Below are 15,349 nucleotides of genomic sequence, written 5' to 3'. Positions count from 1 at the left end.
GGTATCCGTAATTCTATCGTATCGTTTAACCCACGCCCGCAAAAAACCAACCAATTTATATGTGTAGTAACTTCACTGACCTGCTCCACCATGGGCTGATGCAGACATCTAATTCGACTGATTAATCTCTCGACAGCGTCGAACTCTACGGAAAGGATTTGACCCAAACCTTGCCTCCAATGGCGTCATGGCACGTGCATTATTTAGTACTTTCCGCTCCACTCCCCAGCCACTTGATCTCATTTTTTGATGCCACAACACAGAGAAATGCACGAGCTCTTGAAAAGGCTACATAAGCCATTTCAGGACGCTCCATCTCGTCTCCCGAGACAACCAGAATGATAGCCGGACGCTCAAGTCCCTTGAAGCGTTTCACCGTATCTACTACGACTTCCTCAAGTGACATATTTTCTGCATCAGTAATGGGAATACTGGTTCCACCAGACCGCTCCAGGAAATCAACCCGCGCGGATGGACTGTTTACAAGTACAGTAATTTCTCCCGGCGCGACTTCTTCATTAAACACAAGTCGTCGAAGCTCCCTGAAAGCTGCTTCGATCTTCGCCTGCTCAGTCTCTGCCTCGATCCAAGAAACCTCAAGGCCATCAGGGCCGTCTGCAATGATATCGGGACCGGAATAGTGCACCAATGCGCTTTTGTGTATCTTTTTTGTGTTCCGAAGGTTTCGAGAAAGGCGGACAGGTACAACACTCAGATCGTGAACTCCGCCTCCAGCATGCTCGTATACCTTCTGATTACTGTCCATGAAAACCCGCAGACTACCGTCGCTTTTGAGGCAAGCATCAATTGCGATCCACCAGTCAATTAGAAAGTCCTGGCCCTCATCGATGATGATCGTGTCCCATTTTAGTGAAGGTCGAGATTCCATTGCTTCGTAAAGCGCGTTCGGAAGAATGCTTTCGTAGAGCTCTTGTTCCCTCGGATCGGTCGGCATATGGATATCTGCCAATCGTGCCATACGACCACAGAGCGAATGAAAGCCGACGACCGTAAGGTTTTGGACGTTATTCAACTTCCTTTCGAGGTTCTTTGCCAAAGGGCGGCTGTGACAGGTGAGCAAAGTCTTTCGCCCCCTCATGGCGGACCTGATTGCCTCCTCGACTGCGACCACCGTCTTTCCTGTACCCGCTCCACCACGCACCAGTGCACGCGGAATCTCGGCAATCGTATCGAGAATCTGATATTGGGCTGGTTCAAGAGCGGTAAACTCAACGTCGGCTTCGGCGATTGCCGCACCAATCCGAAAACTCAGGGTGAATGGTTTAGCTAGCAGGTCCTCGAGCGCGGCAATTCCATCATGTCCCAGTTCCTGACAGTTATCAGGCCGCCGCCCCTCCTTCATGCGTTCTGAGATCCAGTCATGTAATCCATTACGCAACTGAGCGGAGCTGCAGAATATTCGCCCGGGACGGTCGGCACCGAGATCTCTTGGGGGTAAGCCCGTGCTCGGGAAGATCACTCCATGAGCTGCATGGATGTAACGGCGTTGCCAGCGTTTCGAGGCATTCAGGCGCTTAAGGATCTCATATTTGGCACTCCTCGCTTGCCCAACGGGGTCTTTGATCTTGTGAACAAAGCCAAATGCATCCTTGCTCCGCCACTGATCATCAGTTGGATCGTATGAGATCTCGCCGCCTTTGACCTCGATAGCGAGGATGCCATGGTCGGGATGCGCAACCAGAAAGTCACACTCGCCGTCTTTCTCATTTCCCAATCTGTCGGTCCCGAGCCATGGGCTCGAGTAGAAGACCTGGAAACTGTCGTCAAGGACTTCGGCGAGCTTATCGTATACCCGCACCTCTGCCCGGCGCCGCCGATCTTCCAGAACTGAGCGGGGCAGTTTTCTGGGCCAGAGCACAGCCATCAGGGTCTCCTGAGCATGTCTTCAAAAAAGCCGAGACCCGATCCACTGCCATCGCCAGTCAGTAATCCACGATCGAGAAAGCTGTTGAATGCCTCACAGGATGTTTCCGGCGCAAGGCAGCAAGCATGACAAACCGAGTGTGAGTAGCTGCTTATAGCCCCCATCATATCTGTAATACAGATCGGGTCGGATGAGCACCATTCGATCGCTTCGATTGCGCGTTGCAGGATGCCTTCAATTCGTCCTGCCTTACCCTGCCTCTCGAGGCCGCCAAGAGTTCCGTCTGAGTCTGGCGTGGCCGTGTAAATGAGTAGCCCTGCCATGGTGTCGTCGCCGGCGCCAGCATATATTCTCTCCTGCAGGGAAGCGGACGAGTATCCACACTCCAACGTCAGCTGTCGCATGAGCGCGTGTGCGAGGGTATGGCAAAGCATATAGCGCGCCGTGATCGGCTCGGGCGATTTCGCATCATCGCCGTAGCGGTTCTTCCAGTCGGCCTGATGCTGAATTTCACACTGGGCAACGCGCTGTTCGACGTCGGGTCGACTTTCCCACAATGACAGCCGCTCCTCATTCAGCGCAAGAAAGATACCTTCACCGCGCACCTCGATTGCAGGGAGCCAATCGAGCGGCTCTTTAGAGAGCACAGCGACTTCGGGCGAATCCGGGTCGCCAGGAGGATTGATCCGCGTGAACCCTCTTATCGCGCGCACTTCCCTTAATCGGACCGCACGAACTATGCGAGATACCCATGGTGCAATTTCTGGTGCGACCGCTACACGGCGGGTTTCGAAATCGATATCGTGAGCCCGACTGCGCCCGGGTTCCGAAACGAACTGGCGGTACTCCGCAGGTCTAAGATCGTCGGTGCGAACCTGTCCATACGATGCGAGGCGCGTCCGAATAACCTCGGCGAGTTCGGCGGGGGACATGTCGAGCTCCCTAAGTACACTCTCCAGATCACCCTTCGCGAGGAAATCGATGTAATCCTCAAGCTTTGTAGGATCGTCAAGGTTTACGAGCGAACCCCACCAGTCCCCGAGTACCTCCTGAACTTGATCCGACCACGGTGGGATGCTAAGTGCCGACTCAGTGACAGCAAAAAACAGGTTCGAGGCGCCTCGCTGGACAGCATTCTGCTCCTGTCCACATTCTTCGTCTCCATCGGCCAACCATGGGCGACGCCCGCGACACTTCGGCCCACGCTCCCATGTTTTCTTGGAAAAAACGCCATCCATCGACCTGCGTGCGCCGCATTTTTTACAGCTTAGAATTAGACCGGCAAGGCCGGGCTTCTCGGAACGAAGAACCAGACCGGGATGGCGATCCGGATTGTCACGTCTTGAAATAGAGCAGTCTGGCTTATGACCCACCCACCAATCCCATGGAAATTCGTCTACATGCCCATGTTTGCAGGCCATGACAAAGCGTACCGGGATCACAAAAACTTTGTTGCCACCATTGGACTTCTCAGTACATAAAGGACAGTACCGATAAGCCTTGCCCGAGTCGCTCTTCCAACGCCTTTCAGGCTTGATGACATCACAGCCCGGGCATTGCAGCCACCGAGGGAAACGTACGGCAACGAGGCGCCGGGGGTCGGCGTCATCACCCTTGCCCCGTTCCAGGGTGACCGGAGGTGTTCGAAACCCTTTGACACCCAGCTTTTTCTGAAGACGTGTCTCCCGGATAACCTGAGGGTGTGTCAGACCCGCGGGAGGGAATGACCGATCCCACTCCTCGAGGCCCGCTGCGATACCGGAAACGACGCCCCCGCCTGCCCTGAAATCCACTACTGAACCGGGACCAAATGTCGACACAACTGCACTGCGACGAAGGTCCTGAAGATCATTCTTCATTTATGTCATCCTTTGCCCTCAGAATAGGGGCCATTCTGAAAGGTGTTCCGGCTTCCACAGTCCGCATAGAATTCAGTGTTGGCCAAGCAGTTCCCGCATCGCGGCCCGCGGCCTTGCGAGCCGCAGCGCGTTCCGCACTTTGCAGCAGAGTTTTGCTCCCCTTGAAATCGCTCCAATAGATCTCTGGGGACCTTGCTCTCCACCTATCAATTAGCCGTTCAAGCTCATCCTTCACAGTGCGCTCCTCGGGATCGAGCCGGCTTGCACGTTCGGCAATCCGGTCAATGATATCCATTGCCGCGTCTTCGGTGTCGTCATCCATACGAGGAGAATCGAGCATGTCCGGAACAAGGTGGCGGACGGCTGCGACCAGCGCAGCGTGCATCGCCCGGTCGCGAGCCCGCGATGCGAAAGGAGTTACGCTTGTTGCCTCGACGTCCCGATAGAGCGTCTGATGCCAGCTATAGAATGTCTCGAAGTGGGAGCGGTCCCGCGCTTTTGCGTTGTTCAGAACAGATACGACCATTCCACTCACTGCGCCCCGACCTACACGACTCGTGGACTGAATATATTCAGCGATTGTCTTTGGCTGACCGTTAACCAGCATCAGGCCCAGGCGCGAGATATCCACACCAACACTGACCATGTTGGTGGCGAGCACGGCATCCACCGCACCCGCGGATCCAACTCTGATATCCAGGAGGTCTAGCATCTCCCGGATTTCCTCCTGCGTTCTTCGGGACGTCAACTCCTCGACATTGCTGAGGGGCCTCTCTTTTTCAGAACGAGCGTTCGCATAGAGGGATATACTGTCCGTCACGTCGTCCTGCATGAGTACAAGCGCGCCGCCAAGCTCGCGAAGGGAGTTGAAATAGCCGACGAGTGTCCAATAGGCGTCCCTGCGGACATCGTCACTAAAGGCCCCGAAGGCAGTCTGCAATAGAGATCCGGCCACTGCTTGCAGCGTGAATTTTGCTGATCGGCCCGCCGTTGATACCCCCAAATATCTTCGGCCTGTCGCGTTGGGGCGTCTGTCGCGAACAGCAAATCCGGAGTCATCGTGGTCAATTGCAGGCGGCGGAAATTGGAATGCCTCACGATCGAAGAGCGCCAAAACCTGTTCAGGTGCTCTCCGGATCGTGGCAGTCGAGCCGATAATCTTTGCCTTTTGCCCCCGCGCAGCGAACAAAAGATCAAATGCCGTTTCGTAAGTCCCTGCTATCGTCCCAAGAGGTCCTGAGATGAGGTGGAGCTCATCCTGGATGATCAGGTCGGGTGGCGCGCCATCCGAAATGCCAAAAAGACTGTTTGTCCTCTTCTCCCTGACGATTTGAGCAAACTTATCAGCCGTGCCGATCAGCAAAGTAGGCCGGTTTTCATAGACATCTTCATCGATAGTGAAAACAGGCAGAGTCCCGCACATTACGCACTTGTCGTTCATGCATAGAACTTGTACGGATGAGGCTGCATCATCCATCAACCACTTTATTTTTTCACCACAGGCAGGACAGCGGGCCAGCTGCTTCGGCGACGAGACATCCGACGACCCCCGGAGGGAAGAGAAGGCATCGGCCCGCTTGTTGGGAGTGGCGTCCCCCCCGACCCATAGGCCTATCGAGAAAGGTTCATCGCCCTGGAGTGGCATGCCGTCCCTAGAGTCAACGCGCCCCGATCTTATAGCCTCAAGCGCGATGATCATTGCGGCCGAACGCGCAAATTGCTGAGTCGTTAGAAGTCTAAGCGTATAACGCATAAGAGCGCACACACCACTATGGTCAAGGGGATCCTCGGAAAGCCGGCGATAGACCGCGACGCACGCAATCAGTGCGAGGTAAGCTTCTGTCTTGCCACCACCGGTTGGAAACCAGAGCAGATCCATCATCCCTCGATCCCGATGATTCCGATCCACAGCGGACGGGGCACTGAGGAGCAGAAATCCCAGCTGGAATGGGCGCCAACGCAATGGGCCATACCTGCTCTTCGATTGGTCCCATGAATGTTGCAAATGCATGGCGAGGTTTGCCAGCTGAAATGCCCGCTGCAACCTCTGGTTCACTCCCAGCTCATCTACGGACGTCCGCATTCGCGCAAGCGCTTCCTCACATCGGCCGAGGTGTGCCTCGGCAACATAACTGAGTGCCGGGCTGACATCTTCCGGATCATCCACACGCTTCCGCTGCAGGCTTAACCAGCGCTCGTATGCGCGGCAGAATGCCAGAAGCCCCTCTTGGAGAGTCGCCGCGTCTGCCAACGCCAGAGCCTCAGCAGACAATGGATCGAAGCCCTCCGTCCCTTTGCCCAGCCCGGCAAAGAATTCGTGTCCGTTCGGATCCACTCCCTCGACGATTGCTGACGGTATCCATGTCGTAATAATCCGCCGAACCGAGTCATGCCATCCTGAGTCAGTGTCTGCCGCTTCCCACTCAGCAGAGCACACATGTCCCACCGCAAACTCTGCAACATTCCGGTAGAGAAGAGCTCCGCTCTGCTCGTCGCTGACGGGAATCTCTGTATCTTCGTTATTTTGATCCTGCCGAGCGGAAATCGGGCGCCGGGGGGGCTTGGGCACTAAGAAGCTGCCCTCGCAGGGTTCAACGCAGATCGCGGTCTGGAAAAGCGATGCGGACTCGATCCCACCTGGCCCCTGTTCGGCAGCGATGGAGTTCACAAGAGTTAGGGTGGAAAGAACGGTATCTCCCACAAGGATACAGCGCACATTCAGCGAAACGTCAGGTATGCCTTCCCCGAATGTAGCCAGGGATAATATGTCTGTAGAGCCGGGCGAAAGCGCGAGGCTGGGAATTTCCACTCTGTGGGGCTGACGGATCCAGACATCAGCATCACCACGCTTTGAATGCTGATATGTCGCGAAACTGCATATGACTCGTACGTGCGGGATCCCTTCAGAAGCGGCACTGAATGAAATACCGGCGACGGCAGGCTTCTGTATTGACCCAGTCCGGACTGCGTCATTCTCACCTTCGCTCTCCTCACCTGTACCAGAGCCTGCTGTCCCGAGGCGCTCATCATCCTCTCCCGTCATGGCGGTGCGCTGGGGCCACAGTATCCCCGTCAGGTAAACATCTGACGGCCGCGCCGGAAGCTCCTCATATTCAGCACGAGGTCCAATGAGGTCCTCGCACAGTCGGCGCTTTATAATATCTCTGTCCTCTGACTTATCGTCCATCCGCGGCTATCTCCGGCCAAAAAAGAAAAAGGGAGGAAACGCTGAAACTCTTGGAGCTAACATGAAACCGGATGAGGCCCAAGGCTCATTCAGGACCTCCAACTCACTGTCATCTGCGGCCAGAACCAGAGTCGAACACCCCTGGCCCCGCACGTGATTTACATATCCTGGAGGCTTATGGCTGTTTCTCTGTCCCCTTGCCGCCAAAATATCCCAGAGGTCATAGGTGATGTTACTGGTGAGCGCCCCTACGCAGAGCCCACCACGACCGACACAAACCCGATAGCGCCAATCCAGGTCGGGATCAGCCTCCAGAGTGTATGTAGTGATAACGTCTGCATTCCTTGCCAGGAACGACTGCGCCCCTGCGGCATCTTCAGCTTCAAATTCACTGCGACCAACGAGCCCCCTTGCAGTAATGTCACCATCACGACCGACCTCAACCATTACCGATTTGCGATTCCTTGCTGAACGATAGGCCCGGCCGGACCGCAAGGCTGACCCTCTGTACACGCTGCTCTCACCAACGATAAGAGATTCCCGAGCACGCGTAGCGCCCACGAATAGTACTCGCGCCTCTTCGGCCTCTTCTTCTAAATTCTCGAATTCCGGCCCATTCGGCAAAAGTAGGACCACATTACTTGACTCCCTGCCCTTACTCGCATGAATGGTCCCGACTATTGGCCCACGCAATCCATATTCCGGAACGGCTATCTCAACGGGAGGCTTGGTTTGACTTAGCCGGCGCCTCAAACTCTGCATATCAACTGATCCGTCCCGTCTGCCGGCAATGCGGAGCAGAAGACTCCAGGCTTGGGCGGGGCCATATTCGGGTGCGGCCTTGTTCTCTACTCGAACGGACCAAAGATCGAAAAAGGTCCGCTCCCCCAGGTATGGTTCTACAAAGTCAAAAAAGCATAGAGCAAGCCAGGAAGGTAACGTAGCGCCATAGCCGGAGAGTCGCAGCCTGTGAGGGAGATCGCAGAATTGCGAGGCCATCAGAACTTCAGCTCTCGTTCTGAAGAGAAGAAGGTCGTCCGCCGTAAAGTCAGCGACTTTCATTTCTCTCCATTTGAGTCCGCTCGTGTCGGCTAAGTCTCCGATTTTTTTAGCTATATCGCCGTGAAGTCCCTCCCTATGGTTTTGTGGCTCGAGCAACTCATTCCGAAGCCCCGAAAATATGTTCTTTAGGCCAGGAGAAGATGTCCGATAAATTTCTTGCAAGGCAAGTGTCGTAAAGTGTAGCTCTTCCGCATCTCGCAGGCGCTCCAACAATGACCTGCCCCGCGCTTTTGATGTTCCCTTCGGGGCACCGATGGCTGCATCAGAAAATCCATATATTGCTTGCGCTTCATCAGCAAATACAGTCACGCCGCAGTCTGGGGGCAATCGTTCGACCAGGGCTTCTATCAAATCGGCCCGCTGACCGACGAGATCCTGGGCCTCGTCAATCACGACATGCTCTATCTGGGATAGCTCATCCCAAACGTCCTCGTCAGTTTTGAGAAGCTCGATAACGCGCGCAATATTCTCTTCGTAGGTGCCGGTAAGCCGGGCATTGGGATCATGTCCGGAATGAATGGACCATGCATGAGAGTCGACGGTTGCTATTCTGATCGAGAATGAATCGTCACCCACATATGAATGAAGCCGGGCACGGATTTCCGCAACAGCAGTCCTGGTGAAGCTGATCATCCATGTATTGGTAGGCTCAATGTCCTCTTCGCTGATCAAATGTGCTAGGCGAGCGCATGCGACTGCTGTCTTGCCGGTCCCCGGGCCCGCTTCCACGGCAAGTCGAGCTTCACTGTCTGCGGCTATTACTGCGAGCTGATCCTTATCCCACCCTGTACTCGCTGGTGCCTTTTCAGCAATGTTCATAAAGCAGCTGTCCCACCTGAATTATTATCTTGTTGTGGACCTGAAAGCGGCATCCATGCCATGTGCCTCAGCAATCTGATTGTTCTAATGAATTCAAATTGTACGGCAGATATGGATAAGTGAGAAAGGGCTCTCGAGACAGCGATTCGCTTGAGAATCACTCGATACGCAAGATTCTCATACGTTTTCCCGGGGACGACCACTGTCGCAACAGAGGCGATCATGCCTGCATGAGCGGGTCCGGCAGAGTTCCGCTAACACGGTCACTAGCTCTTGGGTAGATAATTAAATTTCGGGACAGATAGACGACTGTAATTGTTGAAACACCACACTCTATTCACCTTCACATTTACTAAAAAAGGAAATAATCGAACAAATTTCCACCAGCTTGAGCCGGCACATTTGGGAACGCCAAATGTGGATAAGCCTGGTATGATATCGGCACATCATCTGACCTCAACGCTGTGCATTTTATGATCACATTTGTAGACCTCTTCTGTGGTGGCGGGTTTGGCGCTCGCGGAGCCGTCAACGCCAAGGCCAAGCCATTGCTTGCCGTGGATGCATGGGAATTGGCTACAGAAACCTATAAGAGCAATTTTCCTTCCGCCGAGGTTATTTGCTCACCAATAGAAAAATTAAAGCCTTCACAACTTGCCAAGAAGCACCGACCGGACGTGTTACTGACGTCCCCTGAGTGCACCTCCCACTCAATCGCTCGCGGAGCAAAGCCTGGCAGTGAAAAAAGCAAGGAAACAGCCATCGGAATAATTCCCTGGATAAAGGCGATGCAGCCCAGATGGCTGATAGTTGAGAATGTCAACCGGATGAAGAAATGGGGACGGCACAATGAGCTTATCTCCACTATCGAATCATACGGATATACCGTTAATGACCTGTATCTGAATGCGGCTGACTTCGGCACTCCACAGGCCAGGAAGCGGATGTTTTTGATTTGCGATAAGGAAGGCTCAGTCATAACTGAGAAAGATCTTAAATCGCTTCACAAGAGAGGCTTGAAAGACGCAAGGTCAGTTATTGACTGGTCTGGAAAGTACAAAAGCACCCCTCTTTACAAACCCGGGCGCGCCCAGGCCACTATTGAGCGCGCCGAAAGGGCTATGGAGTCGCTCGGTCGTGGCAAAGACTTTATTATCGTGTATTACGGTTCCGATTATGCAGGGGGGTGGCAATCTCTGGATGCTCCACTTCGCACGATAACCACATTGGATCGTTTCGGGCTGGTAACCTGGAGTGGTACTACACCGTATATAAGAATGCTACAGCCACCAGAACTGCTGAAGGCCATGGGGGCAGGCTCCAAACATACCCTTCCGCACGGTAACAGAAGAGAAAAAGTTAAATTGTGTGGAAATGGTGTTTGCTCACCGGTGATGGAAATGATTTTTAGACAGATTTCCCAGATTCATCTGGGCGATAGAGATCTGGCATCCTAAGTGAACCTTTCGAAGACTGACTTAATTGTTGACCAAGTTTACGGTGGATCCCGAGAAGGAAATGCTTCAGATGATCCACTTCCCAAACTGTTGGGGGTAGACAGCGGAGCCGGCTTCCGACATCTGGGCAAGCGGCCGGAAATAGAAACGCTCAAGCTGCTTGCGCTCAAATCAAACTTCAACGACTCAGACTGGCCCGATCACCTGGACACCGAAAGTGGATTATTCACTTACTTTGGAGATAACAAATCTGTCCGCGAGATTCATGATACTCCGAGAAAAGGCAATTTAATTCTCAGAAACCTGTTCGATGCCCGGCATACTTCAACTTCGTTTGATCACTTCCCTGTAATACTGCTGTTCGGCGGAACAGGGCAATATCGCGATGTACGATTTCTTGGCTTGGCTGTTCCTGGTGCGCAGAATCTTGGGCCCGATGAAGATTTGGTGGCAATATGGCGAGCCAAAGGCTCCGACAATCAGCGCTTCCAGAACTATAAATCTATTTTTACAGTCTTGAATGTTCCCCTTGTATCACGCAAGTGGATTGATGACATCAAAGACGGCCGCACCGTCAATTCCCCACATGCACCGAAAATCTGGCTTGATTGGGTAAACTCTCGAAAATTTACTCCTCTTTATGCACCCCACAGCCTGGAAATCCGCAGTAAAGAGCAGCAGCTCCCCGAAAAGACAGAGGATCTGAAAATCCTGGAATCAATCTACAGGAAGTTTAAGGAAAACCCCGTACGTTTTGAGTACTGCGCTGTCGCAATTGCCCGGCTTATGATGCCAGCAATTGGTTCCTGCGAGATCACACGTCCCTGGCGAGATGGTGGGAGAGATGCTATAGGGAGCTACAAGATCGGCGTTGGACCCAGTGCCATCGAGGTGGACTTCGCACTGGAAGCAAAGTGCTACAAGCCCGGATCAGGTGTTGGTGTTAAGGAGCTTTCCCGCCTGCTCTCCAGGCTGCGACACCGTCAATTCGGGGTTATGGTCACCACATCGTACTTAGCGCCCCAAGCGTACACTGAACTGAAGGATGATAATCACCCAGTAGTCATCATTTCAGCGGCAGATATCGTCAAAATCCTCAAGGAAAAGGTTGGATCACATCTGGCAATAACTAAGTGGCTTTCTAACTTTTAACCTGTCTAGATTTCAGAGCTCTTACAACTGTTACTACGCAATCTTCCAGTGAATCCCTTATTTCATGCTCCCAGAACCTAACAACTGTCCAACCCCGTTTTTTGAGTAAAACATTGTTCTTTTTATCTCTTGCGACGTTTTTCGATATTTTATCCGACCAGAATTTTGCTCGTGTCTTGGGGGGTGAATAGTGCTTTGGACACTTATGCCAAAAGCAACCATCTACAAATATGGCAACCTTCAAAGTCGGATATACAATATCTGGTTTTCCCGGTAGTTTACTCTTTATTCTATATCGAAAGCCGAGATGCCACAGAGCTCTTCGCAACGCCAGTTCAGGCGTAGTACCTGCCCCCTTAATCTGGGACATACAGTAAGAGCGCTGCTCGGGCGATAAAACATCTACCATTTATAGGTAGCACTTGGGCTGCTATCAGGAGAATCATTGCGTAGAGAGCACATTATTCAAAATATTCCTTCTCTATGCGCTCCAAGATTACAGACGAATCATAATCAGGTATCCCAATACGACCATAGTACTTCGAAAATGCACTTAGCATTTCCTCACGAAAAGGGCTATCCAAGGAACAAACAGGCTCATAATATTCTGATTGCTCTGCAGGCAAATGTATTAGCTCTTGGAAATCAACCACACAATCAGGAAGAAAAAATGCCTTAGGTAAGTATCTATACCTAATGCCAGCTTGGTTTTTTACTAAACTTTTCACCTTTCCCTTTAAATTTTTAACACCTTGCTTCTGTTCATTAGTTCTTTCATTCTCCGGAATTTTTTCAAGAGCATCTTTAGCAGACATCCACTCATTATATACTGGATGTTCAGTTATGGATTTTATTCTGGCCAATAAGACATTATCTGCTTTAGACTGCTCAAAATCACAAGCTGGAGTTAACACCATCCATAAAGAAGAATCAGCTTTACTTCGGAAAACATCAGCCGGATTACAGGAATCACCTTCTGGTGGATATAAGTACATCTCTAGTGGATCAATGATCTTATGATCCATTTCTAGAAGCTGCTTAATAACCTCTTTAGAAAGGCTTTTTGATATGTGTCTCGCTAGTAACAGCGATATTTCCCTTGGCTTGATATCACCCCAATGACCATCCAGAGTAGAGCTAAGCGAATCCCACATATATGATCTACCTTGCTCTTCAATATATTTAAAGAGGTGGAGTAACTTCATATCCAGTATTGCCTGCACTGCCGCACGAATCTCTTGGACCGATGAACCCTTACTCACCACTTGCACTAAAGGACTACACAAATGTCTAACTTTATCTGGAAATCCTGTATAAAAAATCACAGGAAGAAATCTAGAGTTCTGCAATGCTTGCAGAATTTCCTCTCCCCTTTGATCCTCTTCAGCCGGCTCTATAGAAGGGTCAGGATCATTTTTATCCTCGTGAACATCAAGGAATACAAAATCAAACCTATTTTTCTCTATTAGCCTTGCCCCTTCATCAAAAGAAGTCTCTTTTGTGAAATAAAAGATGTTATCATCAATTCCCCTGGAAAATATCCGCTCAATCTCGTCTAGCTTTCTCGGGTCATCATCAACTGCCAAAACATTCCACACATTCATTCTTAAACCCGCTTATTCAAAACAATTCTGAAGACTGCACCATTATTCTTTCCGGTATCTAAGAGTTCAACTGACCCATTGTAGTAGTCCTTGGCTATCTCACCCACCAAGCAGAGCCCCAAACCATGCCCCCCCTCTCTATCGGAGAAATATGGTTCAAAGATATGGTTTCTATGCTCCTCCTTAATTCCAGGGCCAGTGTCCGCAAAAACAATCTCTAAAGAATCTCCGCTCAACCTCGAAACCATTACTTTAATTTTTCTCTGGCCTCTCGGGACCGAATTCAGCCAATAAATACTATTAGTTATGAGATTAGTGAGTATTTCAGACAACTCGGTAATGTCGACACTAACAAGAGTCTGTGAGCTTGGTATTTGCACTCTGACCCCAGTCGACTTAAAGTCCCGATCATAAATTGAAAATGTATCCTTAATAACGTCTTCGATATAATATTTTTTCGGCCTTCCCCGCTTTCGGCCTCCGAATGGTTCAACGCGCCTAAAAACATCACGGAGAATATTAGCCTGATCAATTATCCTGCCAAGTCCAATATCTACTGATTTAAAATCAGAAATTTGCCCTGGACTAATATCAGGCAATGAACCAATTAGCTCCTCGGTAATTTCTTTTCCCAGGCCCGCTTCAGTTTGTATGGTCGCGAGTGGCTGTCTTCCATCATGCAAGACCTTATCTACTATGCCGCCTAAAGTAGCTAACGCATGATACTGTGAAATAACACTCTTAAAAGTTTGTACCTTTCTATTCCAATCAGACTCGACCTTATTTATAAGACCAATTGCTTCCCCAGGCTTGGCTTGCTCATCGACTAATACTTTCTTAATTGAACCAAAGTCGGGAGATGAAAATAGATTTCCCTGCCCAGGTTTCTCAATATTTTTCTGGTTTTTAGACGACCTCTTTTCAATATATCTTATTGTCTCAAGCTTCGTGAGAACAAAGTGCATAATATTAGCCAAATCAGAATATGCTGTATTTTGGTCTAACCCTTCACGATTACTTCTGTCGTGGAGCCCAGGATTTCCATCTGCTGTAATAGATATATATCCCGTGATTTGGTTATTTGATAAATTTCTGGTTGGATTTTGAACACGCCTTAAGTCCAAACGTAACCAGTCATTGTTTGGTTCTCCGTAAGGTAAAACTCGGAATCCATCTCTGTAAATATTGATACCTGCAATAGCATCCAAGTCCTTCCTTACACTTCGCACGCCAACTCCTATTTTTTGCATCACATTATCAAGTTCGTCCCTGTCCCAGACCCGAAGTTTAAAGTTCAACTGTCCGCACTCTAGATATCTAAGTTTGTCATTACTGTGTTGGAGGTCTGCTTCTGTTTCCAAGGAAAATACTTCCCAAACCCCATCACGATATCGGCTAATAAAATAGCCTTCAAATGACTCTTTTTTTCCCTTCGCCTCTACGGTTACGTCAAATCTATATTTTCCCTTGCTATCTACACTTCCATTCACAATGTAGTGCGGATACTTAATTATTTCTGGTGGTTCAACTTGTGAACTAAACTCGCCATAAGCATCAGGCATCTCAATATAGATATTAAAATCACTTATGCTATTAAAAGGTGAGATCAGCCTAGACAATCCTCTTTGGAGCTCTTTTAAATCTTTACTCTCCCACGTATGTTTTAGAGAGTTCATCCGAACAACAGTGCCTTGACCTTTAAATACTTCATCACCATCCAAATAACCCTCAAGCGGCCAGGAATTAACGATAGTTTCTGGCGCCCGTTCTTCCATTAGAAACTCAATTTCATCCAAGAAGAGATCTGGATTATCAAACTGCCGCCAATCAAAAAAGGCGTAGAACTCTGTATCGCTTTCAGTTGGCCGCGTAATCAAGTCAAGCTCTTCAGCTATTCTTGCGGCAGAAAATCTACCTACCCCTTTTTCCCCTAAAAGTCTTCTGTTACCACTTTTACTTTTCCGCTGTGTCTTTTTTTTGTCAGTAGCGATCACCATCCAAGAATTTTGAATTGTGTTATCGTCCATGCCATGTCCATCGTCAATGACAGATATGGCCCCCTCCCCTTTTTTTAGCTCACCTTCAAATCTAATTAATACATTTCTCGCGTCAGCATCGTATGCATTTTTTACTAGTTCAATTAATGCGACTGTCTCGCTACTGATTAGCTCTTCACCCAAAGTTTTAAGTATCCTTGCTTTGGGTCTCAGCACCATGGAGGCTTCTTCTGGCTTTTTATTTGAGTTCATCAACTTGCCCTAATGGTCTTCTTCGCATTTGCTAATTTCTGACACGGAGTTTGGTAAATTTTCAATATTGAGAGT

Annotated in this window: 9 protein-coding genes; 2 read left to right on the top strand and 7 right to left on the bottom strand. The window is 50.2% G+C overall.

What is annotated here, in order from left to right; genetic code table 11:
• Positions 1–199: 199 nt before the first annotated feature.
• The 4 genes from AUP74_RS05255 to AUP74_RS05240 are packed head-to-tail and all read right to left on the bottom strand — an operon-like array spanning position 200 to position 8,812.
• Positions 200–1,885: an NERD domain-containing protein gene (locus AUP74_RS05255; protein WP_069946656.1), complete on the bottom strand. Its 1,686-nt coding sequence runs from the start codon at positions 1,883–1,885 to the stop codon at positions 200–202.
• Positions 1,885–3,744 (bottom strand): DUF1998 domain-containing protein, encoded by a 1,860-nt coding sequence (drmB, locus tag AUP74_RS05250; RefSeq protein WP_069946655.1) that lies wholly within the window; start codon positions 3,742–3,744, stop codon positions 1,885–1,887. The genes AUP74_RS05255 and drmB overlap by 1 nt, the downstream gene beginning before the upstream one ends.
• Entirely contained in the window at positions 3,734–6,931 is a 3,198-nt protein-coding gene (locus AUP74_RS05245) for a helicase-related protein (protein WP_069946654.1), read from the bottom strand. The genes drmB and AUP74_RS05245 overlap by 11 nt, the downstream gene beginning before the upstream one ends.
• 6 nt (positions 6,932–6,937) lie before the next feature.
• Positions 6,938–8,812: a UvrD-helicase domain-containing protein gene (locus tag AUP74_RS05240; protein ID WP_069946653.1), complete on the bottom strand. Its 1,875-nt coding sequence runs from the start codon at positions 8,810–8,812 to the stop codon at positions 6,938–6,940.
• A 473-nt stretch (positions 8,813–9,285) separates the two neighbouring features.
• Between AUP74_RS05240 and AUP74_RS05235 the strand changes: the two genes are divergently transcribed.
• On the top strand, positions 9,286–10,269 hold the full coding sequence (locus tag AUP74_RS05235; RefSeq protein ID WP_069946652.1) for a DNA cytosine methyltransferase: 984 nt from the start codon (positions 9,286–9,288) through the stop codon (positions 10,267–10,269).
• On the top strand, positions 10,270–11,421 hold the full coding sequence (locus AUP74_RS05230) for a restriction endonuclease (RefSeq protein WP_069946651.1): 1,152 nt from the start codon (positions 10,270–10,272) through the stop codon (positions 11,419–11,421).
• Here the strand turns inward: AUP74_RS05230 and AUP74_RS16990 are convergent.
• From AUP74_RS16990 to AUP74_RS05220, 3 genes are read right to left on the bottom strand one after another with little or no spacing between them, the layout of a single operon-like run.
• Positions 11,411–11,830, bottom strand: a complete 420-nt coding sequence (locus AUP74_RS16990; RefSeq protein ID WP_083260833.1) for a very short patch repair endonuclease — start codon at positions 11,828–11,830, stop codon at positions 11,411–11,413. The genes AUP74_RS05230 and AUP74_RS16990 overlap by 11 nt on opposite strands.
• A 52-nt stretch (positions 11,831–11,882) precedes the next feature.
• Positions 11,883–13,025, bottom strand: coding sequence for a response regulator transcription factor (locus tag AUP74_RS05225; RefSeq protein WP_069946650.1), 1,143 nt, complete (start codon positions 13,023–13,025; stop codon positions 11,883–11,885).
• 2 nt (positions 13,026–13,027) lie between these two features.
• A complete protein-coding gene (locus tag AUP74_RS05220; protein ID WP_069946649.1) occupies positions 13,028–15,274 on the bottom strand; it encodes a sensor histidine kinase in 2,247 nt (748 codons plus the stop codon).
• Positions 15,275–15,349 lie beyond the last annotated feature (75 nt).

Source organism: Microbulbifer aggregans (assembly GCF_001750105.1).
Lineage (GTDB): Bacteria > Pseudomonadota > Gammaproteobacteria > Pseudomonadales > Cellvibrionaceae > Microbulbifer > Microbulbifer aggregans.
Note: the sequence above shows the minus strand (reverse complement) of the source record. Positions and strands in the feature narration are given on the sequence as shown.